Origin of the sequence: uncultured Agrobacterium sp. (assembly GCF_913777885.1) — a bacterium.
Lineage (GTDB): Bacteria > Pseudomonadota > Alphaproteobacteria > Rhizobiales > Rhizobiaceae > Agrobacterium.
This window is the reverse complement of record NZ_CAJYTV010000012.1, coordinates 193,569-212,793: the sequence shown is the minus strand read 5'-3', so window position 1 is coordinate 212,793 and position 19,225 is coordinate 193,569. Positions and strand designations below refer to the sequence as shown.

Annotated in this window: 15 protein-coding genes; 12 read left to right on the top strand and 3 right to left on the bottom strand. The window is 56.3% G+C overall.

Annotated elements, in window-relative coordinates; genetic code table 11:
- The first annotated feature begins 19 nt into the window (after positions 1–19).
- The 3 genes from QZ869_RS12280 to QZ869_RS12270 are packed head-to-tail and all read left to right on the top strand — an operon-like array spanning position 20 to position 3,286.
- Positions 20–1,210 carry an exo-alpha-sialidase gene (locus QZ869_RS12280; protein WP_296105041.1) on the top strand — a complete coding sequence of 397 codons (1,191 nt, stop codon included), beginning with the start codon at positions 20–22 and terminating at the stop codon, positions 1,208–1,210.
- 1 nt (position 1,211) lies between these two features.
- Entirely contained in the window at positions 1,212–2,168 is a 957-nt protein-coding gene (pdxA, locus tag QZ869_RS12275) for a 4-hydroxythreonine-4-phosphate dehydrogenase PdxA (protein WP_296101367.1), read from the top strand.
- 5 nt (positions 2,169–2,173) lie between these two features.
- A complete protein-coding gene (locus tag QZ869_RS12270) occupies positions 2,174–3,286 on the top strand; it encodes an iron-containing alcohol dehydrogenase (RefSeq protein WP_296105039.1) in 1,113 nt (370 codons plus the stop codon).
- A 41-nt stretch (positions 3,287–3,327) separates the two neighbouring features.
- Here the strand turns inward: QZ869_RS12270 and QZ869_RS12265 are convergent, their stop codons facing one another.
- Both QZ869_RS12265 and QZ869_RS12260 read right to left on the bottom strand, forming a co-directional pair.
- Positions 3,328–4,086: a FadR/GntR family transcriptional regulator gene (locus QZ869_RS12265; RefSeq protein ID WP_296105036.1), complete on the bottom strand. Its 759-nt coding sequence runs from the start codon at positions 4,084–4,086 to the stop codon at positions 3,328–3,330.
- 2 nt (positions 4,087–4,088) lie between these two features.
- Entirely contained in the window at positions 4,089–5,117 is a 1,029-nt protein-coding gene (locus QZ869_RS12260) for a four-carbon acid sugar kinase family protein (protein WP_296105032.1), read from the bottom strand.
- Positions 5,118–5,303: 186 nt separating this feature from the next.
- Between QZ869_RS12260 and QZ869_RS12255 the strand changes: the two genes are divergently transcribed.
- Both QZ869_RS12255 and QZ869_RS12250 read left to right on the top strand, forming a co-directional pair.
- Positions 5,304–6,458 (top strand): HlyD family secretion protein, encoded by a 1,155-nt coding sequence (locus QZ869_RS12255; protein ID WP_296105030.1) that lies wholly within the window; start codon positions 5,304–5,306, stop codon positions 6,456–6,458.
- Positions 6,459–6,485: 27 nt separating this feature from the next.
- Entirely contained in the window at positions 6,486–8,093 is a 1,608-nt protein-coding gene (locus tag QZ869_RS12250) for a DHA2 family efflux MFS transporter permease subunit (RefSeq protein WP_296019657.1), read from the top strand.
- A gap of 153 nt (positions 8,094–8,246) precedes the next feature.
- Here the strand turns inward: QZ869_RS12250 and QZ869_RS12245 are convergent, their stop codons facing one another.
- The gene (locus QZ869_RS12245) at positions 8,247–9,062 is read right to left on the bottom strand and encodes an ATP-binding cassette domain-containing protein (protein WP_296105027.1); all 816 of its coding nucleotides are present in this window, start codon (positions 9,060–9,062) and stop codon (positions 8,247–8,249) included.
- Between the two features lie 170 nt (positions 9,063–9,232).
- Here QZ869_RS12245 and QZ869_RS12240 point away from each other — a divergent pair, with 170 nt between their 5' ends.
- The 7 genes from QZ869_RS12240 to QZ869_RS12210 all read left to right on the top strand — a co-directional run bounded on the left by QZ869_RS12240 (position 9,233) and on the right by QZ869_RS12210 (position 19,114).
- The gene (locus QZ869_RS12240) at positions 9,233–10,114 is read left to right on the top strand and encodes an AraC family transcriptional regulator (RefSeq protein ID WP_296105024.1); all 882 of its coding nucleotides are present in this window, start codon (positions 9,233–9,235) and stop codon (positions 10,112–10,114) included.
- Positions 10,115–10,326: 212 nt separating this feature from the next.
- Positions 10,327–12,498, top strand: coding sequence for a TonB-dependent siderophore receptor (locus tag QZ869_RS12235; protein ID WP_296105021.1), 2,172 nt, complete (start codon positions 10,327–10,329; stop codon positions 12,496–12,498).
- 78 nt (positions 12,499–12,576) lie between these two features.
- A complete protein-coding gene (locus QZ869_RS12230; RefSeq protein WP_296105073.1) occupies positions 12,577–13,449 on the top strand; it encodes an ABC transporter substrate-binding protein in 873 nt (290 codons plus the stop codon).
- A gap of 10 nt (positions 13,450–13,459) precedes the next feature.
- On the top strand, positions 13,460–15,430 hold the full coding sequence (gene fhuB / locus QZ869_RS12225; RefSeq protein ID WP_296105016.1) for a Fe(3+)-hydroxamate ABC transporter permease FhuB: 1,971 nt from the start codon (positions 13,460–13,462) through the stop codon (positions 15,428–15,430).
- Between the two features lie 5 nt (positions 15,431–15,435).
- Entirely contained in the window at positions 15,436–16,317 is an 882-nt protein-coding gene (locus QZ869_RS12220) for a ferric iron reductase (protein ID WP_296105013.1), read from the top strand.
- Positions 16,318–16,871: 554 nt separating this feature from the next.
- A complete protein-coding gene (locus QZ869_RS12215; protein WP_296105010.1) occupies positions 16,872–17,216 on the top strand; it encodes a molybdopterin-dependent oxidoreductase in 345 nt (114 codons plus the stop codon).
- Positions 17,213–19,114 (top strand): bifunctional diguanylate cyclase/phosphodiesterase, encoded by a 1,902-nt coding sequence (locus QZ869_RS12210; RefSeq protein WP_296105008.1) that lies wholly within the window; start codon positions 17,213–17,215, stop codon positions 19,112–19,114. The genes QZ869_RS12215 and QZ869_RS12210 overlap by 4 nt, the downstream gene beginning before the upstream one ends.
- The last annotated feature ends 111 nt before the right edge of the window (positions 19,115–19,225 follow it).

Genomic DNA, 19,225 nt, shown 5'->3' with positions numbered 1-19,225 from the left:
GAAGCGAGAGGAGCTCATCATGACCCCAGACGAGATAGCGCAACAGATGACGGGTGGACTGACTCAAGCCGAAGACGGGCGGACTGTTGCCTTTTTGCCTTCGCCCATGATTCAGAACCATGCCGCTTTCCTGCATCGCACTGCGGAAGGTTCGCTGATTTGTGCCTGGTTCGGTGGCTCTCTCGAAGGCAAATCCGACATTTCCATCTACGCATCCGTTCTACGGAAAAATGCCTCTAGCTGGGGTCCGGCGCAGCGCTTGAGTTCCGACCCCGATCATTCAGAACAAAACCCGGTACTGTTTCAGGCTCCCGACGGGCGGCTCATTCTGTTCCATACCTCCCAGCCTTCCGGCAATCAGGATGAGTGCCGCATTCGCATGGCGGAAGTGGTGAACGACCCCATCGACCCAACCCGGCTTGTTGCCTCGGATGGTCGCTACCTGGACTTGCCACGCGGTAGCTTCGTTCGCGCACCGCTGATGGTCCGCAAGGACGGCGCATGGCTTCTGCCGATATTCCGATGCGTCCAGCGTCCCGGCCAGAAATGGAATGGCAGCCATGACACGGCAGCTGTCGGCATCAGTGAAGATTCTGGCCGGACGTGGCGCCTGGAGGAATTGCCGCAATCGACTGGCTGCGTACATATGTCACCTGTATCCGATGGCACAGGCAGGTTCACTGCCTTCTTCCGTCGACGCCAGGCCGATTTCGTTTTTAGGACGGACAGTACCGACGAAGGGCGTAGCTGGAGCGTTCCCGTCGCAACAGACCTGCCGAACAACAATTCCTCGCTGGCAGCGATCACGCTTCATGACGGTCGTATTGCCCTGATCTGCAATCCGGTAAACCACGAAGCATCCAGCGACCGTCGCACTTCGCTCTATGACGAACTTGGCGAAGATGACGCCCGGCCGGATGCTGACCCCGCAGGCGGTATCGTCCCGGTATGGGGCGTTCCGCGTGCGCCGGTCAGCGTTTGTCTTTCGGAAGATGGTGGCAAGACCTTCCCGCAACGCATTATGATCGAAGATGGGCCGGGCACCTGCCTGTCGAACGATTCCATCGACGGACGTAACTTCGAGATGTCCTATCCGTGGCTGCTGGCGGATCCGGATGGAAGCCTCCACTTGGCCTACACCTATCATCGACGCGCGATCAAATATGTCCACCTCCCCGCAGGCTGGGACCGGACAGGCACTGGAGACTGACATGAGCGACATTATCGGCATCACGATGGGCGACCCTTGCGGCGTCGGCCCCGAAATTTCGGTTCGCGCCCTGGCCGAGATGTCGGCGCAAGATCGTATGGCAACCAGAATTTACGGAAACCTGGCCACGCTTGAAGCTGCCCGACAGGCGCTGGGCCTTAGCATCGATCTCGAGCCCCATGTCGTGGACATAGACGTGGAAGGCGCACCGCTTCCCTGGGGCAAGCTCAGTCCAATTGCGGGTGACGCTGCCTTCCGCTTTATCGAGAGGGCTGTGCGCGATGCAGAAGCCGGCTTGATTGGCTGCATCGTCACAGCCCCCATCAACAAGGAAGCATTGAACGCGGCTGGTCATCACTATGACGGCCATACTGGTATGCTGCGCAGTCTGACCGGATCAAGCGCTGCATACATGCTGCTCGCCTCCGAACGATTGAAAGTCATACACGTTTCTACCCACGTGTCGCTTCAGGAAGCGATCCGCCGCTCGACGACAGAACGCGTGCTCGCCACCATCCGCGCCGGCAACAAGCACTTGAAGCGTATCGGATATGAGAACCCACGCATTGCGGTCGCCGGTATCAACCCACACTGCGGTGAAAACGGACTGTTCGGTACGGAAGATGACGATCAGATCGCCCCGGCGGTCGCCGCTGCCAAGGCCGAGGGCATCAACGTCGATGGCCCGATTTCAGCCGATACCGTTTTCCACCGCGCCTATTCGGGCGCCTTCGATCTGGTGGTCGCCCAATATCACGATCAGGGCCACATCCCGATCAAGCTGGTCGCCTTCGATACCGCCGTCAACGTCTCCGTCGAACTGCCGATCGATCGAACATCCGTCGACCACGGAACAGCCTTCGACATTGCCGGCAGGGGTATCGCGAATCATGGCAACATGAACTCGGCCATCGCCTATGCCCGCAAGCTGGTCGATGGCCGGACAGAAAAAGGATAATGCCGATGACTGCTTTCATTACGCTTCACCAGCCCAGAAGGCTGATCGTTGGCGCAGGCTCGATCGGCGAGGTCGGAGGTCTGGTTGGCAATGCTCAGGCGACGCTCGTCATCGCGACGCCCATCACCGCGGGCTTTGTCGACCGTCTTCAACTTGCCGGAAAAGTAGAAGTCTTCGATGCCATCCCCGGAGAACCGGATGTTGCGACGCTCGAGGCTGCACTTACTGTCGCACGCAGGGTCAAGCCGCAGGTAGTCATCGGTCTGGGTGGCGGATCGGTCCTTGACGTGGCAAAGCTGGTTGCGGTTTTGTGGGATAGCGAACAATCGCTTGCCGATGTCGCGGGCCCCAACCGCGTCGCTGGACGAAACACGCAGCTTGTCCAAGTGGCAACAACTGCGGGCACAGGCTCGGAAGCGGGCATCCGCTCTCTGATCACAGATCCGGTCAAGGGCGCAAAGATCGCAGTCGAAAGCCCTTACATGATCGCCGACATCGCGGTTCTCGATCCGGAATTGACCTTCAGCGTGCCGCCTGCAGTCACAGCGGCCACCGGCGTCGACGCCATGGCGCATTGCGTTGAGGCCTTCACCAACAAGAAGGCGCATCCCATGATCGATGGCTTTGCGCGAATGGGATTTCGCCTTGTCGGGAAATATCTTGCCCGCGCCGTCAAGGACGGCTCCGATACGCAAGCACGCGAAGCCATGATGCTCGCATCCTATTATGGTGGCATTTGTCTGGGTCCGGTCAATACGGCTGCCGGTCACGCCATCGCTTATCCGCTCGGCACTCGGCTGGGTCTGCCGCATGGTCTGGCCAACGCCATCGTATTCCCGCATGTGCTTGCTTTCAACCAGCCGATCGTTCGGGAAAAAACTGCGGAAGTCGCGGAAGCCCTTGGTTTTTCTGCAAATTCTCCCGAGGCTATTCTGGAGAATGGACGGCGTTTCTGCACAGACCTCAACATCGAGATGCGGCTTTCGCACCACGGAGCGGAGGAAAACGATCTGGCGGCATATGCAGCGGAAGCCCATGCAAACCGCCGACTGATGGATAACAATCCCGCAGATATGACCACAGACGATATTCTGTCGATCTACAAGTCGGCATATTAATTATATAGTTCAACGAGACAGGGGCCATTGCGGCCCCTTTTTCATTCCGTGTCGGACGAACTTGCAATCGCTGCCGATCCCCCGGTCAGATTGGCGAGCGACGCACTCGTCTGGAAGAGACGCGCCCGAGACCCTGTCAAATGCGCATGCATAAGTTCCTTGGCCTTCGGACCTTTGCCTGTAGCGATAGCGTCAGCGATCGCTTCATGCTCGGCAAACACGCGGGATAGACCGGCATTGTCGCGTTTGACCGATACACCATGGAAGCGCATGCCCACAGCGATATGGTCTTTCAATGCTTCCATCGCAGTCGAAAAGTAGGTGTTGTTTGCCGCACGTGCGATAGCAAGGTGAAACTGGAAGTCGGCATCTTCGCGGTGAGCCTGGCGGTTCGTCGCGTCCCGCATCAATTCGAGGGCGTCTCGGATCGCGAGAAGCGTGCCCGGTGTGTGTCGTGCTGCGGCAGCTTCCGCAGCAGCAGGTTCGAGCGTCAAACGGAATTCGTAGCAACTCAAAAGATCTGCAACATTCTCCAACTGCCCGAAACCCAGCGGCTGCTTCATGCCGAGCGAGCGCACGAAACTTCCTGCTCCGCGGCGAGAATATATCAGGCCCTGATCCCGCAGACGTCGAAGCGCTTCACGGATGATGGGACGCGACACCTCGAATTCAATCGCGAGATCATGCTCGGTTGGCAGTCGTTCATCGGATTGATAGGAGCCGGACTTGATGGCTCTGTGCATGCGCTCGAAGACGAGGTCCGCCAAACTTTTGCGCGCTGTTCCGCTTTGCAATCCCATCCTCAGTTCCTGCTGTCAAAAAGTTGCTCGGCGAGTTTCTTGAGAGTGTCAGGCTCTCCGAATCCGCCGGATTTCAAGATGATACATTGCCCGTTGGCGTAGGCCAGGCCAAGACCCGGCATGCATTCGCCCTTCAACTGAAAGCTTGTTACGCCCATTGTCGCAAGAACGGCTTCGGCGGTGGCGCCGCCACACAAAAGCATGGTCCGAGCGCCAGAGGTTAAGACTGGATGGACACTTTGCGCAAGGTTGTGAGCCACCTCTTCAGGTCTAAGCGTTGAAGGCCCCGTGGTTGCCTGAACGAGGATAGCTGGTGATGACAGCAAGCCTTTAGGCTCGACAATGCCGTTTGGTGCGGGAAGATAGGCAACATCCTGCAGTTGCCGCAATTGTTCCACCTGCGCATCGGTGATGCGATCATGTGATCCGATAACGAAAAGCCCCTGACCAGCCGGCGGTGTGACAAGCTCTGCCTTGGCGAAGTGGGTCATGCGATCAGCAAGAGCCTCCGCGAGGCCCCGTGCTCCAACCAAAAGGTCGATTCCATTACCTTCGCAGTCGTTAAGAGCAGACAGCAAATCTTCCGGGGTACCCGCCTCGGCAATTGTCGAGCGTTCGGCGTGGCGACCGAGGGCATCAGCGACGGAGATCGGCATCTCGACGCCAAAACCATCCACGTGACCATTTCTGACGAAACGACCGAATGCAGGAATAGCCGGTGCCACCAAGGCGCGACGATACTCGATTGCATCCAACTCAGCCGAGATGTTTCCCTTCAACCGAGAATCGACCTTCTTGAACAGACGCACATCTGGCGGCAGGTACCCCATGAGCTCGCGCATTGTCTCATAGGCTTCGCTCGCTGGCTTTTCGCGCGACGCCAGGTTGATGGAAAGCACGTCTGGCTTCAGCGCAAGCGCTCCGGTGACCGCATCGTTGGTCAGGGCGATTTCCGTATAAAGCCCCCTTGCCGCGAAAGGGGCAGCGGTATCCAATGCTCCAGTGAGATCGTCGGCGATGATGACGAGCACTGCGATACTCCGTGTTGTTATCTTCTTTTTCAAAATATGGTCTATTTTCCAGTATGATGCAACAATTCGATAACAAATTAATCCTGACTGGAAACAGGTAACGCCGTATGCTTTGGCGGTCGGTATGGAACATCTGCCGATGGCCAGCGTTAAGGCTACCCTTCAGACTGTTTCCAGAGGCACATCGTGGATCAAGCTCAACGCGCCGCTCCCCAAGACGAAGCGAAGCACAACGGCGATCCGGAGAATCGACAGCGTCAGAACGACGCCTCCGGAGAGGATCAAAACAATGACGAGAAAAAGCCTTCATTGATCAGGCGCCATCCGTTCTGGGCAGCAGGTATCGTTCTCGCCCTCATCGCATTTGGGATTGGCGGATATTTCATCTGGCTCATCTATTTTCATCCCTACGAGACAACCGACGATGCATTTGTCGATGCGCGTAGCTTCTCCCTGGCGGCGAAGGTGTCCGGCTATCTCGACGATGTCGCTGCAGCAGACAATGCGCATGTGGAGGCAGGAGCGGTGATCGCGAGAATAGCGCCGCGCGATTATCAGATCGCCGTCGACCAGGCGCAGGCGCAGGTGGAATCCGCCAGAGCCGCGATCACCAATGCGGCAGCGCAAATTGACGTTGCTTCCGCTGCAATCGAAGAGGCCAAGGCGCGCGAAACATCGTCGGCCGCCGCGCTTCAGTTTGCAAAAGACGAAGCCGACCGCCAGCGGCAGTTGCAGCAGGGCGGTGCCGGTAGCCTGCAGACATCTCAACAGGCAGAATCGAACCTGCGACAGGCTCAGGCTGCATATGCTGAGGCACAAGCGAACATCAGTTCGGCAATGAAAAACAAGGTGGCGGCGGAGGCACAGCGAACAAGTGCCCAGGCAAGTTTGAAACAAGCCGAGGCCCAAAAGGAAAGTGCCGACCAGAACCTTCTCTATACGACACTGACGGCAGCTCAACCCGGGCGCGTCGTCAAGATTAGCGGAGCCAAAGGTCAGTTTGTCCAGGCGGGTCAGGCGATCGCGATGTTCGTTCCCGATGAGATCTGGGTGACTGCAAATTTCAAGGAGACGCAACTGGCTGACATGCGCGCCGGTCAGCCCGCTGAACTGACGATCGATGCCTACCCCGATCACGTTTTGAATGGAAAGGTCGATTCAGTACAGCCCGGCTCCGGCACCGCCTTTTCATTGCTGCCAGCGGAGAACGCCACCGGCAATTATGTGAAAGTCACTCAACGCGTGCCGGTGAAAATCGTAGTCGATCAATGGCCAAAGGACGTTTCGATCGGGCCCGGAATGTCGGTCGTGCCTACCGTCACCGTTCGTCCCAGACACTAGTCGAGAGATCAGATAAAGGGGCGGGACATGGCAAGCGCAGCAGCGACAGGCGCAACCGGCACGAAAGCAAGCGGCCGCGCAACCAATCCATGGCTTGTGGCGGTAGTCGTCGCGTTGGCGGTCTTCATGGAAGTACTCGACACGACAATTGCCAACGTCGCTCTGCGCTACATCTCTGGTGGCTTGGCAGTCAGCTCCGACGAAGCGTCGTGGGTGGTCACGACCTACCTCGTTTCCAATGCTATCGCACTAATCGCATCAAGCTTCATCGCACAGCGCTATGGCCGCAAACGATTTTATCTGGTCTGCCTTGCCATGTTTACCATTGCGTCTGTCATGTGCGGGCTGGCATGGGACCTCCCGTCTCTTCTAGTGTTCCGTATGATCCAGGGCTTTGCCGGGGGCGGAATGGTGCCAGTGTCTCAATCAATCCTCACCGATGCCTTTCCGCCAGCAAAGCGCGGTCAGGCATTTGCGATATTCGGTATCGCGGTGGTGGTGGCGCCAGTTGTCGGCCCTACGCTCGGCGGCTGGCTTTCCGACAACTTCTCCTGGCACTGGTGTTTTCTGATTAACGGGCCGGTCGGCATCTTCGCCTTCATGCTCGTCTATTTTCTGGTTAACGAATCTGAGGAACAGGAGAAAAAACGTCAGGACATGCGCCGGCGTGGCCTTCGTTTCGACCTGGTCGGCTTCGTGCTGGTTGCGACATTCCTCGGATCGCTTGAACTCGTGCTGGATAGAGGGCAGATTGAGGATTGGCTCGACTCCACTTTCATCGTCATCACGTCGACGATCTGCTTTCTAGCGCTGGCAGCCTCCATCCCCTGGCTCCTGACAAAAAAGAACCCAGTGTTGGACGTTCGACTTATCGCGACACGGCAGTTCGGTTCTTGTATGATCGTGATGCTGGCGATCGGCGCGATCCTGATTGCCACCACACAATTCGTGCCGCAGGTTCTGCAGGAGAATTATGGCTACACTGCCACGTGGGCAGGCTTGGCTCTGTCTCCCGGCGGGATGGTGACGATGGTCATGATGTTCATGGCGGGCCAGCTGACTTCTCGCTTCCAGCCGAAATACCTGATCGCTATCGGTGCAACGATCATTGCACTGTCTATGTATGACCTGACGCGTCTAACGCCAAATGCCGATTTCGGCTTCTTCGTGTGGTCCCGATGCATTCTCGGCCTGGGCCTGCCTCTTATCTTTATCCCTATCACTGCCGCCTCATATAACGGCTTGAGGCCGGACCAGACCGACCAGGCCTCCGCATTGATCAATGCGGCGCGCAACACCGGCGGTTCTATCGGCGTTTCAATTGCCTCCAACGTGCTTGCGTATCGGGAGCAGTGGCACCAGAGCAGACTGGTCGAGCATATCAACCCCGCAGAGCCCGCCTACCACCAGACCATGCAGAATTTACAGAGTTTCCTGACGGGCCGCGGCTCCTCCACAGTTGATGCACAAGGCCAGGCCATGGCCCTCATAGGCCAGCAGGTCGGCCTTCAAGCAAGCTATCTCGCCTATATAGATGTGTTCTTTGTCTTGGCCATCATTTCGGCGCTCGCAGTGCCCTTGGCGCTCATCTTGCGCAACGTCAGTTTGAATGGCAAACCGGGAGGCATGCACTGACATCGTGGCGAGTTGCCGCAATCAGTGTGTTATAATGCACACCGTGCCTAAAGGCATGCGCCCGCCTTAGGGTAGCCGGTCGGACGCCAAACCATTTTTTGTTCGATTTTGCCACTGAACACAATCGAACGGGATAAATTCCGCGGCTCCGGGCTACCGCGCCAAAGCAACCAGCCCGCCATTTGACGGCTGTCGAAGAATATCCATATGCACATCATAAATGCGCAACAAATGATCGGACGTCATGATCTCCTCCGCTGATCCTTGCGCGATCAGCCTCCCCGAATGGAGCGCAACCACGCGATCGCAAAAGCGCGCCGCCATGTTTACGTCGTGAAGAACGGTGATGATCGTGATACCCTTTTTGCGGCAAAGTTCCTGCGTAAGCGACAGCACATCCAGTTGATGGCCGATATCAAGGGCAGACGTCGGTTCGTCCAGCAACAGGCATGCGGCATCCTGGGCAATGAGCATGGCAAGCCACACACGCTGACGCTCGCCGCCCGACAGGCTGTCGACCATGCGCTCCGTGAACGGGCCTATCCCGGTAAGCGTGATCGCCTCCTCGACCTTGGCCTGATCGACAGCGCCAAAGCGACCCAGCGCGCCGTGCCAGGGATAGCGGCCAAGAGCCACCAACTCTTTCACCAGCATGCCAGGCGCCGCAGGCGTCCGTTGCGGCAGGTAGGCTAGCCGGCGGGCGAAGTCACGATCGGCCCATCCATTCAGCGGCTTTCCTTCGAAATGGATTGTCCCGCCACTTGCGCGTTGCTGACGTCCGATAAGCTTCAGGAGTGTCGATTTTCCGGAACCGTTATGGCCGATCAGAGCGATAGACTGACCTGCGGGAAGATCAAGCGTCAGCGGATGCAACAGAACACGTCCATCTATGGCAAAACTGACGTCCTTGAGTGAAAGAACCGGAGACGTTGCGGCGACTATTTGGGGTCCGGTTGCATGTATCGGCATGGCGCTTTATCCGTCGGGATTCAGTGAGATCGTGACCGGCAAATTTCGCGGTGGCTCAGCCGCCTCTCCAATTGACCGGAACACCCGCTTCCGCCCTCGTACGTGTTCGGGATTGCTCGCAAATATTGAACTTGATAAAGAGATGCAAGTTTTATTGCGGAGCATCTCCTATGACTTTCCAGCCGCGGATGGAAAACAAAATCGAAGGCTTCTCGGTCATGGGCGGACTGCGTCGTCGTTATTGGAACGGCATCACGGTCGATCTCTGGGATGTCGAATGTGCGGCCTATGCTGGCGGTCACTACGTGGCCCGCGATCCACGCCTGTTTATTCTGCTAGACCAACATGGGCGTGGACGCCCGACCATGAGGTGGTCTCCGACATCATCCGGCTCACCCCAAGACAGACACAGCCCGATCTCATACATTCCCGCAGAAATGGAGCTATGGCTCGATATTGCCGACGTGCAATATGTGCGCCATCTCGATATTCATTTCGATGCGGATACCATTGTGCGCAGGCTGTCGGTCGAGATCGATCCGAAGAAGCTGACCGATCCAAAACTCTTGTTCTTCGATCAGCGCGTTATGGCGCTGGCTGAACTGATCGCCTCAGAAATGACGAACGATGCGCCACTGCACGACCTCTACGGAGACGGGCTCGCCCTGGCGCTTGTAATCAACGTTCTGAAATTGGAGAAGACATCGCCACGGCAGCGGAGTTCGCTTGCGGGATGGCAGCTACGCCGGGCCACCGATTTCATTGCGGAAAACTGCACGCGCAATATACGCCTGCACGAACTCGCCGAACTGACACGAATGTCGCAATCGCATTTCAGCCATTCATTCAAGGCTTCGACCGGTATGGCCCCGCATGACTGGCAAACCAAAGCCAGACTTGAAAAGGCAAAACAACTCCTCTCATCGAACACTCATCCTTTGACAGAGATCGCAGCGGAAACTGGTTTTTCAGACCAAGCACATTTCACCAAGGTTTTTCGCAAGCATGTAGGCACGACCCCGGCTCGCTGGCGTAAGGCTCGGCAGGAGTGACAAACTGGACAGCTTGCCCATGATCATCATTCGGACTATCCGGCTCGGGTGGCTGGTTTTGCAAATATCTGTTTGTCCTTTCCGAAAACGCCCAAGAATATTCAATTGTCGCAGAACGAGCCAAGCCGTTTTTCTAAATATGAGTTAATTGCTCAGCTATTGCAGGGCCGCATCACGCTGTGTGGCGGAAGAATTCGGGTAGCGGGGCAAGAATGACTAGGACTGAAAGACGCTTTGGCGTGAGGCTTGAACTGTGCGGCGTGGCTGTGGTTGCCATCTGCGGCACATGGCCGGCATACGCTCAAGAGGCTGCAACGACGCTTGCTCCAATCATCATCCGTGGAGAAAGCGAAAGAGAGGCTGCGGTCAAGGGTTACGTCGCCAAAAGGGCGTCCACCGGCTCAAAAAGCGACACGCCCGTGCAGGACATCCCCCAGGCGGTTTCCGTCATTGGCCGTGAGGAGCTCGATGACCGCGGCGTCGTCAACAAGGTTGATGAGGCCCTGCGCTACACTCCGGGCGTGACAACCCAGCCTTTCGGCAGCGATCCGGATACTGACTGGTACTATATTCGCGGCTTCGACGCGAGCCAGAGCGGCGTTTACCTCGACGGTCTCAGCCTCTTCTCCTACGGCTTCGGCAACTTCCAGATCGATCCTTTCGCACTGGATAGCGTCGAAGTCTTGAAGGGTCCGGCATCCGTTCTTTATGGCGGGGCGAATGCAGGCGGCATCGTCAATATGACGAGCAAGCGGCCGACTGACACTCCCTATTATTACACGGAGGCCGGCATCAATAGTAACGGCAATGGATATGGCGCCTTCGACGTCTCCGACAAGCTCAATGATGATGGTACGATGCAATATCGCCTGACCGGCAAGATCGGGGGCGGTGACGGCTATACGGATTACACCCACGACTTCCGCGGCTTCATCATGCCGCAGCTGACGATCTCACCTGACGCGGATACAAAATTCACGGTCTGGGCATCCTATGCCGGTCTGGATCAGTTGCACACCGGCAACGGCTTCCTGCCTTACGAGGGCACCGTCGTTGATTGGCCGAGCGTCGGAAAAATTTCGCGCCGCTTCTTCCCGGGCGAGCCCGATATCGACACCGGGCGTTACAGCCAGACAATGGCTGGCTATGAACTGGAACACACATTCGATAATGGCTGGGAGTTGACCTCCAATCTCCGTTACGGCCACCTGAACAAATACGAGCACTTCGTCTATCCTTACCTGTGGGTACCTTCTCCCCCACCGCCTGCTTCACAATCGACATCGCTTAATCGCATCAACTTTGAAGGCGACACCGCCGTTGACACGCTAGGGTGGGACAATCGAATCGAAAAGTCTTTCGATCTAGGTGGCATGGAACACAAGATCATGTTGGGGGTCGATTACCGCCTCTATCGCATCGACAATATCCAGAACTCTGTCTTCGGTTCCGGTGAGATCGACGTCAACAATCCGGTCTATGGTAAGCCACAGGCAGCGCCTTCGCCGCTCTACAACGAGACGGTCACAATGAATCAGCTCGGCTTCTATGCCCAAGACCAAGTCCGGTTCGGCGGTGGCTGGCTGGTGACGCTGAACGGTCGTTACGACGTCGTTCATACGGATTTCAACGATAAGATGCCAACCGGCGTCAGCTTTGATGACACGGATGGCGCGTGGAGCGGTCGCGCAGGCTTGGCATATGAGTTCGACAACGGCTTTACGCCATATGCAAGTGTCGCAACCTTCTTCAATCCACTCGTCGGTCGCGGTCTGCAAGGCCCACTAAAGCCGGAAGAAGGCGAACAATATGAAGCAGGCATCAAATATGTGCCGACATTTATGGACGCTTCTGTCACGGCATCCGTCTTTCAAATCAACAAACGGAACAACACGGTAGCGATCGGCGCCCCCCCATGGACCGACCAGTTGGGCGCCGTTCAATCGCGTGGCTTTGAAGTCGAAGGCAAGATCAATGTCGACGAAAACTGGAAGCTGCTCGCGTCCTACGCCTATACGGATACTGAAGTGACCAAGAACGACCCTAACCCAGTTCTTGTCGGAAAATCGCTTTACGTTGTTCCCGCGCATTCGGCATCGCTTTGGGCAGATTATACCATAACATCGGGACTGCTGGAGGGCGTGAGCATCGGTGCTGGTCTGCGTTACAAGGGCCAATCTTGGGCCGACGAAGCCAATACACTGAAAGTCCCGGAATCGACCGTGGCCGACGCAGCAATCCGCTACAAAAAGGATAACTGGACCGCATCGCTCAATGTTACCAACCTCTTCGACAAGACCTATGTCGAGTCCTGCCGTGGTGTCGGTGCCTGCGGCTACGGCGAGGCACGAACGGTCATGTTCAAGATCGGCAAAGCATGGTAAGTTGACAATTCAACACAGGTTTTGCAGAAGATCCTCGCATTGAACCCTAGGACATTCCTGTCTGGAACCAACCTGAAATTGGCACGCCTGACCCGCAGAACGTTTGTTTCAGCCGTAGTCTCGCTCGCGGCAGCAGGACAGGTGCGGGCAATGGGTCGGGAGCCTCGCGTTGCGACGCTCGACTGGGCGCTTCTGGAAACGCTCCTGGCGATTGGCGCAAATGTCGTCGCAGCGACGGAACTGCGGCAGTTCAGGGAGGTCGTCGTCAAACCTGACCTTCCTTCAGGCGTCGTCGACATAGGTCTGCGAGGCACGCCAAATTTCGAGGCGCTTCAGTTTGCCCAACCGGACTTGATCTTCAACTCGAACTTCTATGCATGGGCCGATCCGTTCATCGGCCGGATCGCACCGGTCGAGAGTCACTCGATCTATGTCACGGGCAAAAGTCCTTATGCACTCGCTGAACAGGCAACGCTTGCCATTGGTGAGCGCCTGGCAATACCTGCGGCGCAAGACCTGGTGACTGATCTTGCGGTGCGGCTCAATCATTTGAAGCAGGCTTTTACAGCCGGTGAAAGCAGGCCTGTACTTCCAATCAATCTCGGGGATGCGCGGCACTACAGGGTCTTCGGATCTGACAGCATGTTCGGTGAGGTATTGACGCGGCTCGGGCTGAGCAATGCGTGGCAAGGCGCTACCAATTACTCCGCGACTGCGCCTCTCGGTATAGAGACACTTGCCTCGATGCCGGATGCCTGGCTCGTCCTCATCCCGCCTCATCCACAGGACGTGTTCGAAGCACTGACGAAAAGTGCGTTCTGGAAAGCGCTATCAGCCGTGCGAGAAAACCGCGTGCTCACCGTGGGCTCGATTAATCCCTACGGTGCGCTTCCGGCCGCACGCCGCTTTGCCGAATTTTTAGCAGAAGGGCTTTCCGGTGCCCGAGGCTGATAGCGTTAAAGTGTCGAAAAGCGGTGCACAGCGTCCGCTACTCTATGGAGCCGGATTATTCGCCAGTTGCATCGTCTCCCTCATCGTACTGGTGGCGTCGCGTCCTCTTTTGCCGAATGACCAGCCAAATGCAGCTAGCCTTAATGACATCCTTCTATGGAACAGCCTCGTTCCTCGTGCGGCGGTGGCATTGATTGCAGGTGCAGCGCTTGGTCTGGCGGGCGCCTTGCTGCAGAAAGTCCTTCGCAATCCGATTGCCGACGCCTCGACGCTCGGCATCGCATCCGGAGCTCAGCTTGCTCTCACCTTGGCTTTGAGTTTTTCATCATTTTCACTCGGCGTCTCGCACGAATTCATTGCCTTTGCTGGCGGCCTCTCAGCCGTGGCAGTTGTCTTGGCGCTCAGTTGGCGACGTGGGTTTGATCCGGTCACAGTAGCGATTTCCGGTATGATCGTCGGGCTGATCTCGGCATCTCTGAGCGTCACGCTCATCCTGGCACGCGGCGAATATGCCATGTCGATCCACATCTGGGGCGCTGGCGCGCTGAACCAACAGGACTGGAGTGTCGTCCTGTCACTCGCCCCGCGGCTTCTGGTCGGCATTGCTGCGGCAGTACTCCTCATGCGGCCGTTGACAGTGCTTGCACTTGATGATTCCAGCGCCAGGAGTCTCGGTGTCACCTTGTTTGGAACGCGCTTGGCAGTCTTGCTGCTATCTGTCTGGCTGGCCGCTTCGGTAACAGCCGCGGTCGGCGTCATCGGTTTCCTCGGCCTAGCTGCACCGGCGGTCGCCCGTTCCTGCGGAGCGCGCACAACGGGACATATCATGATGGCGGCACCATTGACGGGAGCCGCAATGCTGTTGATTTGCGACTGCCTTATGCAACTACTCGGGCAAGGCTTCTCCGATCTGGCTCCCACGGGCGCTGCAATCGCGCTTCTTGGTGGTCCTCTATTGCTCGTGCTGTTACCACGCGTCCACAGCTTCTCCGGGACCACTGCCAAGTCCGGCGCGACGACCCGACAACGTCAAAAACCAGCGCTCATGCTGGCCGTTCTCATTGGTGGAATTGCTTTAGTTTTTTGCTTGGCGCTGATGGTCGGCCCAACACAAAACGGATGGACCATTGTGGCGGGTCAGCAGTTTTACGAGCTTCTTCCCTTTCGCTTGCCGCGTATTATCACCGGCGCCGGCGCAGGCGCCATGCTGGGCGCAGCTGGCTTCGTCATTCAACGCGTGACCGGAAATCCTATAGCCAGTCCTGAAGTCCTCGGGGTTTCCAGCGGCGGTGGCGCAGGTTTGACGCTGGCACTGTTCCTGACCGGAATTCCCTCCACCTTCGTGATGCTTGCCAGCATAGCGCTCGGATCGCTTGTCGCCTTCCTGGTGATGATTGTGATAGCAGGTAAATCAGGGTTTTCAGCCGAACGTCTGTTGCTGGCTGGGATCGCAATCAGCGCTTTTTGCATGGCAATCGTGAGCATGGTGTTGGCCCGAGGAGACATGCGCAGCTATGTTCTACTCAATTGGATGTCGGGATCGACCAGCCGCGCCGGTGTCGTCGAGGCAAGCATCGCCATGCTATCGCTGCTGGTGCTGACAACTCCGCTATTCCTGATGTTGCGATGGCTGACCATCCTGCCGCTCGGGACCGGATTGTCGCGCAGCGTAGGCCTTAGCCTCACACATTCGCGCATGATGCTTGCCATTCTCGCGGCCCTGATGACGGCTGTTTCCACTTTCCTCGTTGGTCCTTTGAGCCTAACAGGGCTGGTAGCACCACATCTCGCGCGGCTGCTCGGTTTTCGAAAAACGCATCACCAACTTGCGGCAACGGTCTTTTTTGGCGCTATCGTCATGATGACAGCGGACTGGTTGGCGCGCATTGTCATCTATCCCTACCAGATACCCACTGGTCTCTTCGCGGCGTTAATTGGAGGGCCTTATCTTCTATGGCTGCTTGGACGCCGGGAGGCTTAGTTCTGATGGCAAGAGATGACAATCCATCGCGAGCGAGCGCAGCGGCACCAGGTTCGGACCCGAAACGGGCGTTACTCATGCAAGCGCTTGAGGCACAGTCAGCCTATGTGCCGGAGATGCGCGCAGAGATTGGACCGGCAAGCGCTGATTGGACGAGTTCCAAGACATTTTGGGCCAGCGACGCAGCTCTGGATGATTTCATCGCCTTCGAGCAATCACGATATGAGGGCGTTGACGCCAAGACAGCCGGTGCGTTCATAATGAACGATTACGGTTACATCCTGTCTGCCACGACCGTACCGCTGTTCGTTGGCTTCGGCCTCATTCCGGACCTGTCACTCTCATCCGTCGCCCTTAAGTTCTACACGACCGAGCGACTGCACGAAGGTAAGGTATACCGGGCGCGGCGAGCCAATGTCCGTTTCGTTGAGCGCGGGTTTCAGTATGGTCATTTAAGCGATCCTGAAGACAGAGAGAGGTTCAGAAGCGAAATCGAGACGCATCTTCGCCCCGTGGTCGACCGGATTCACGCAAAGACGCGCCTCTCGCGTGCAGCCCTCTGGCGTCTCGCAGGCGATGCGATCGCCGATCGCTTTCTTGACGCCGGGCGCCATTTCGGGATCGTCGAAACGGCCAAGGCAGCTGCGATGCGCATTCTGAAAGTGCCCGGCTCGCCCCTTACCAATCGCGAACTCCAGTATTTCGACGTCACCATATTCGACCGGCATCAAAAGGAGTTTTCCGCAACCTTTCAGCAACGCGGCGGCTGCTGCCGGTTTTACTGCGTGGAAGGTGGTGCGTATTGCACTACCTGCGTTTTGAAAGCCCCCGCAGATCGAGACGAGGAGCTGCGCCAAGCAGTACGCGACCAACTTGGCATTGTTTGATTTATCCGTTCATCAAATTTTATCCTGGAGCTGCGACATTCGTTCAAGAATACTCCGGCCATCGCAATGGTCTGCTCTTCCTATTGTCGACGATCGCACGTCGTTTTTAGTTTTAGTGCTCGATGTCGAAGCGTTTCAATCTTGCGTCAGCGACTAAGCTTGAAGTAAGGCGCAACTATGCTTCGATGCCTCCAAATACCTTCAATTCAGTCTAGCGACCTGATGATGTACTCAACTAGTAAGCGCGTCGCACAACACGTAATGGGAAGCAGTTTGAATCGCTAAAATTAATTCTACTAAGGCACGACGTTAAATCATTATTTCTCATAACATAAATGCATATTCGAATTGAGTTGATCGCCGAAATCTAAACGGTATTGCTAAGGGAAACTCGAGGCCTCTACATGCAAACACGTCGATTGTTCATTCAGTCCCTGGCAGGACTTTTGGTTGTTGGTAATTTTTCGAACTCTAGCGCCCTATCGGCAGAGCCGATCCTGAAGGTCGAGGGTTTGATTTCTGGCGAGAAAACCTCGACTGCTCTTGACCTGACGATGATGGACAAGATGCCGCAGACTGAGTTTTCAACCACGACGCCGTGGCATAATGGCGTGACGCGATTCAGCGGCGTGTTGTTGAAAGACCTTCTGGCGACCTTGCAGGTCACCGGGACCAAGCTGCAAATCATCGCTCTGAATGACTATGCGGTTGGTGCTGATATCTCCGAATTGGTGGCAGCTGACGCACTGCTGGCTACGCGCCAGAATGGCGAGATCATGCCCGTGAGCGATAAGGGCCCTGTTTTTCTTGTGTTCCCTTTCGACAGTCGCCCCGAATTGCAGCATCAGACCTATTACAGTCGGGCTGTGTGGCAAATCGCGGAAATTGACGTCCTGTGAAAACGATAGGCAATACGATTGACCTTCCTACCCGCTATCGACGGCTCAAATTAACTTTGACGCTGGTCACAGCGATATTGGCGTTAATCGCTGTTGCAAGTTCTTTTCTGGCGTACAACTATCAGCGCCACATTATCGAGGCTTCCCGCTATAATAGTACCTTCGACCTCGGTCAGACGGCAGTCGAACTGTTGCGTCTCCAGTTTGCGCTTCAACAAAGTCAAACGTCTGGTGACCTCCGAGACGTTTCGTTTCGGCTCAGCATTGTTAAAAATCGACTGAAAATCTTTTCGTCCAATCCACTAAACGATGATCCGAAGCAGAAGGCCATGCTAGAGGATCTTAAAAAGGTTGTGTCCACGCTTGCGCCTTTAGCCACCGAGCCTCACTCACCAGAGGCGATCCGCGATGGTGTCTCCAGGCTTCAGCCCTTTATCGCGCCAGTCTTGCGACTTGGATCAATGTCGCATGCCAGCGTTGGTGATGAAATCCAGCGCAACCAGGGCCAGCTCGGCATCATCTTCGCCACGATCTGCGCTGTGACGATGACCTTCGTCGTTTTTGGCGCAGTCCTTCTGGTTTTTGTCTTCAGTCAAAACGCAAAGCTGGACAGGGTCTTGAAAATCGATTCGCTGACTGGGATCGCGAACCGTCTGGGCCTGAGCGCATCCATCTCGAAAAAATCAGATGTCGAACAGGCGCTGATCATCCTTGATGTCGACCATTTCAAGATGATCAACGACACCTTGGGGCACGCTTCAGGAGATCGGCTCTTATTCGAGCTTTCTATCAGATTGAACAGCGCCTGCGCGGGGGCGGATGTGATTGCACGCATCGGTGGTGATGAATTTGCTATTCTCTACAGCGGCCCGGAGGCGTTTGAAGCGGCTGTGGATTGCTGCAAGCGAATTTTGCTGGAGGTTAGCGCGCCTTTTGAGATCGATGGACGTTTGGTGTCGTCGACCGTCAGTCTGGGCGTCAGTTCAGCTGCAGCCAATCTTGATAAGGGCGCCACGCTGTTCAGACATGCTGATATTGCGCTCTATGAATCGAAGAAAGCAGGACGCAATCAGTTCAAAACCTTCCATCCCGACATGAACGAGGAACTTTCGCGCTGGCAATGCTTGAAGACCGGTTTGGCGTCGGCGACCGAGAAGGGCGAACTCTTTTTGCTTTTCCAGCCGATTGTCGATCTTGCGACGAATGCAACGCGCGGCTTCGAGGCGCTTTTGCGTTGGCAACACGGCGACCTGGGCCTCATTTCACCAGCAGAATTCATCCCGATCGCAGAGGAAAGCGGTCAGATTGGCCCGATTGGTTCCTGGGTCATTGATGCCGCATGTCAGCAGGCCGCCCTTCTACCTGCAGATACGTTCATTGCAGTCAACGTATCTGCCTCTCAACTGACCAACCCATCGCTTGCGCTTCAAACCCGCGCCTGTCTCAATAAATTCGGCGTCTCACCGAAGCGACTCGAAATCGAGATTACGGAAAGCACGCTTATCGAAAATGACGAGCGCGCACTGGCTGTTCTTCATGAACTGAAACAGATGGGCTGCCGTATCTCACTGGATGACTTCGGAACGGGTTATGCTTCACTAAGTTACCTACGACGCTTTCCGTTCGATAAAATAAAAATCGACCAGTCGTTCCTGCGCGGCGCTTCGCACCGAGAGGAAGCGATCGCGATCATTACCGGCACGTGCGATCTTGCACACCGGCTGGACCTGACAATCGTCGCGGAAGGGATCGAAACTGAAGAGGATCGCGAACTTGTCCGAGCAGCAGGAAGCCATCAAGGCCAAGGGTACCTGTTTGACAGGCCTTTAAGCTCGAAATCGGCAATGGATCGTGTCTCGCTGGAATCGAAAGCTCGTTCTCTAAGCCAGGCGATTTAAGTCCTACATCGATCTGGACTGCGTTCGTCCTTGTCGCCGATACAGCATCTGAGACACGCCACAAACGAGAATTAACTTCCGACGCGGCGCAGCAAAACTCGCGAGAGGCTC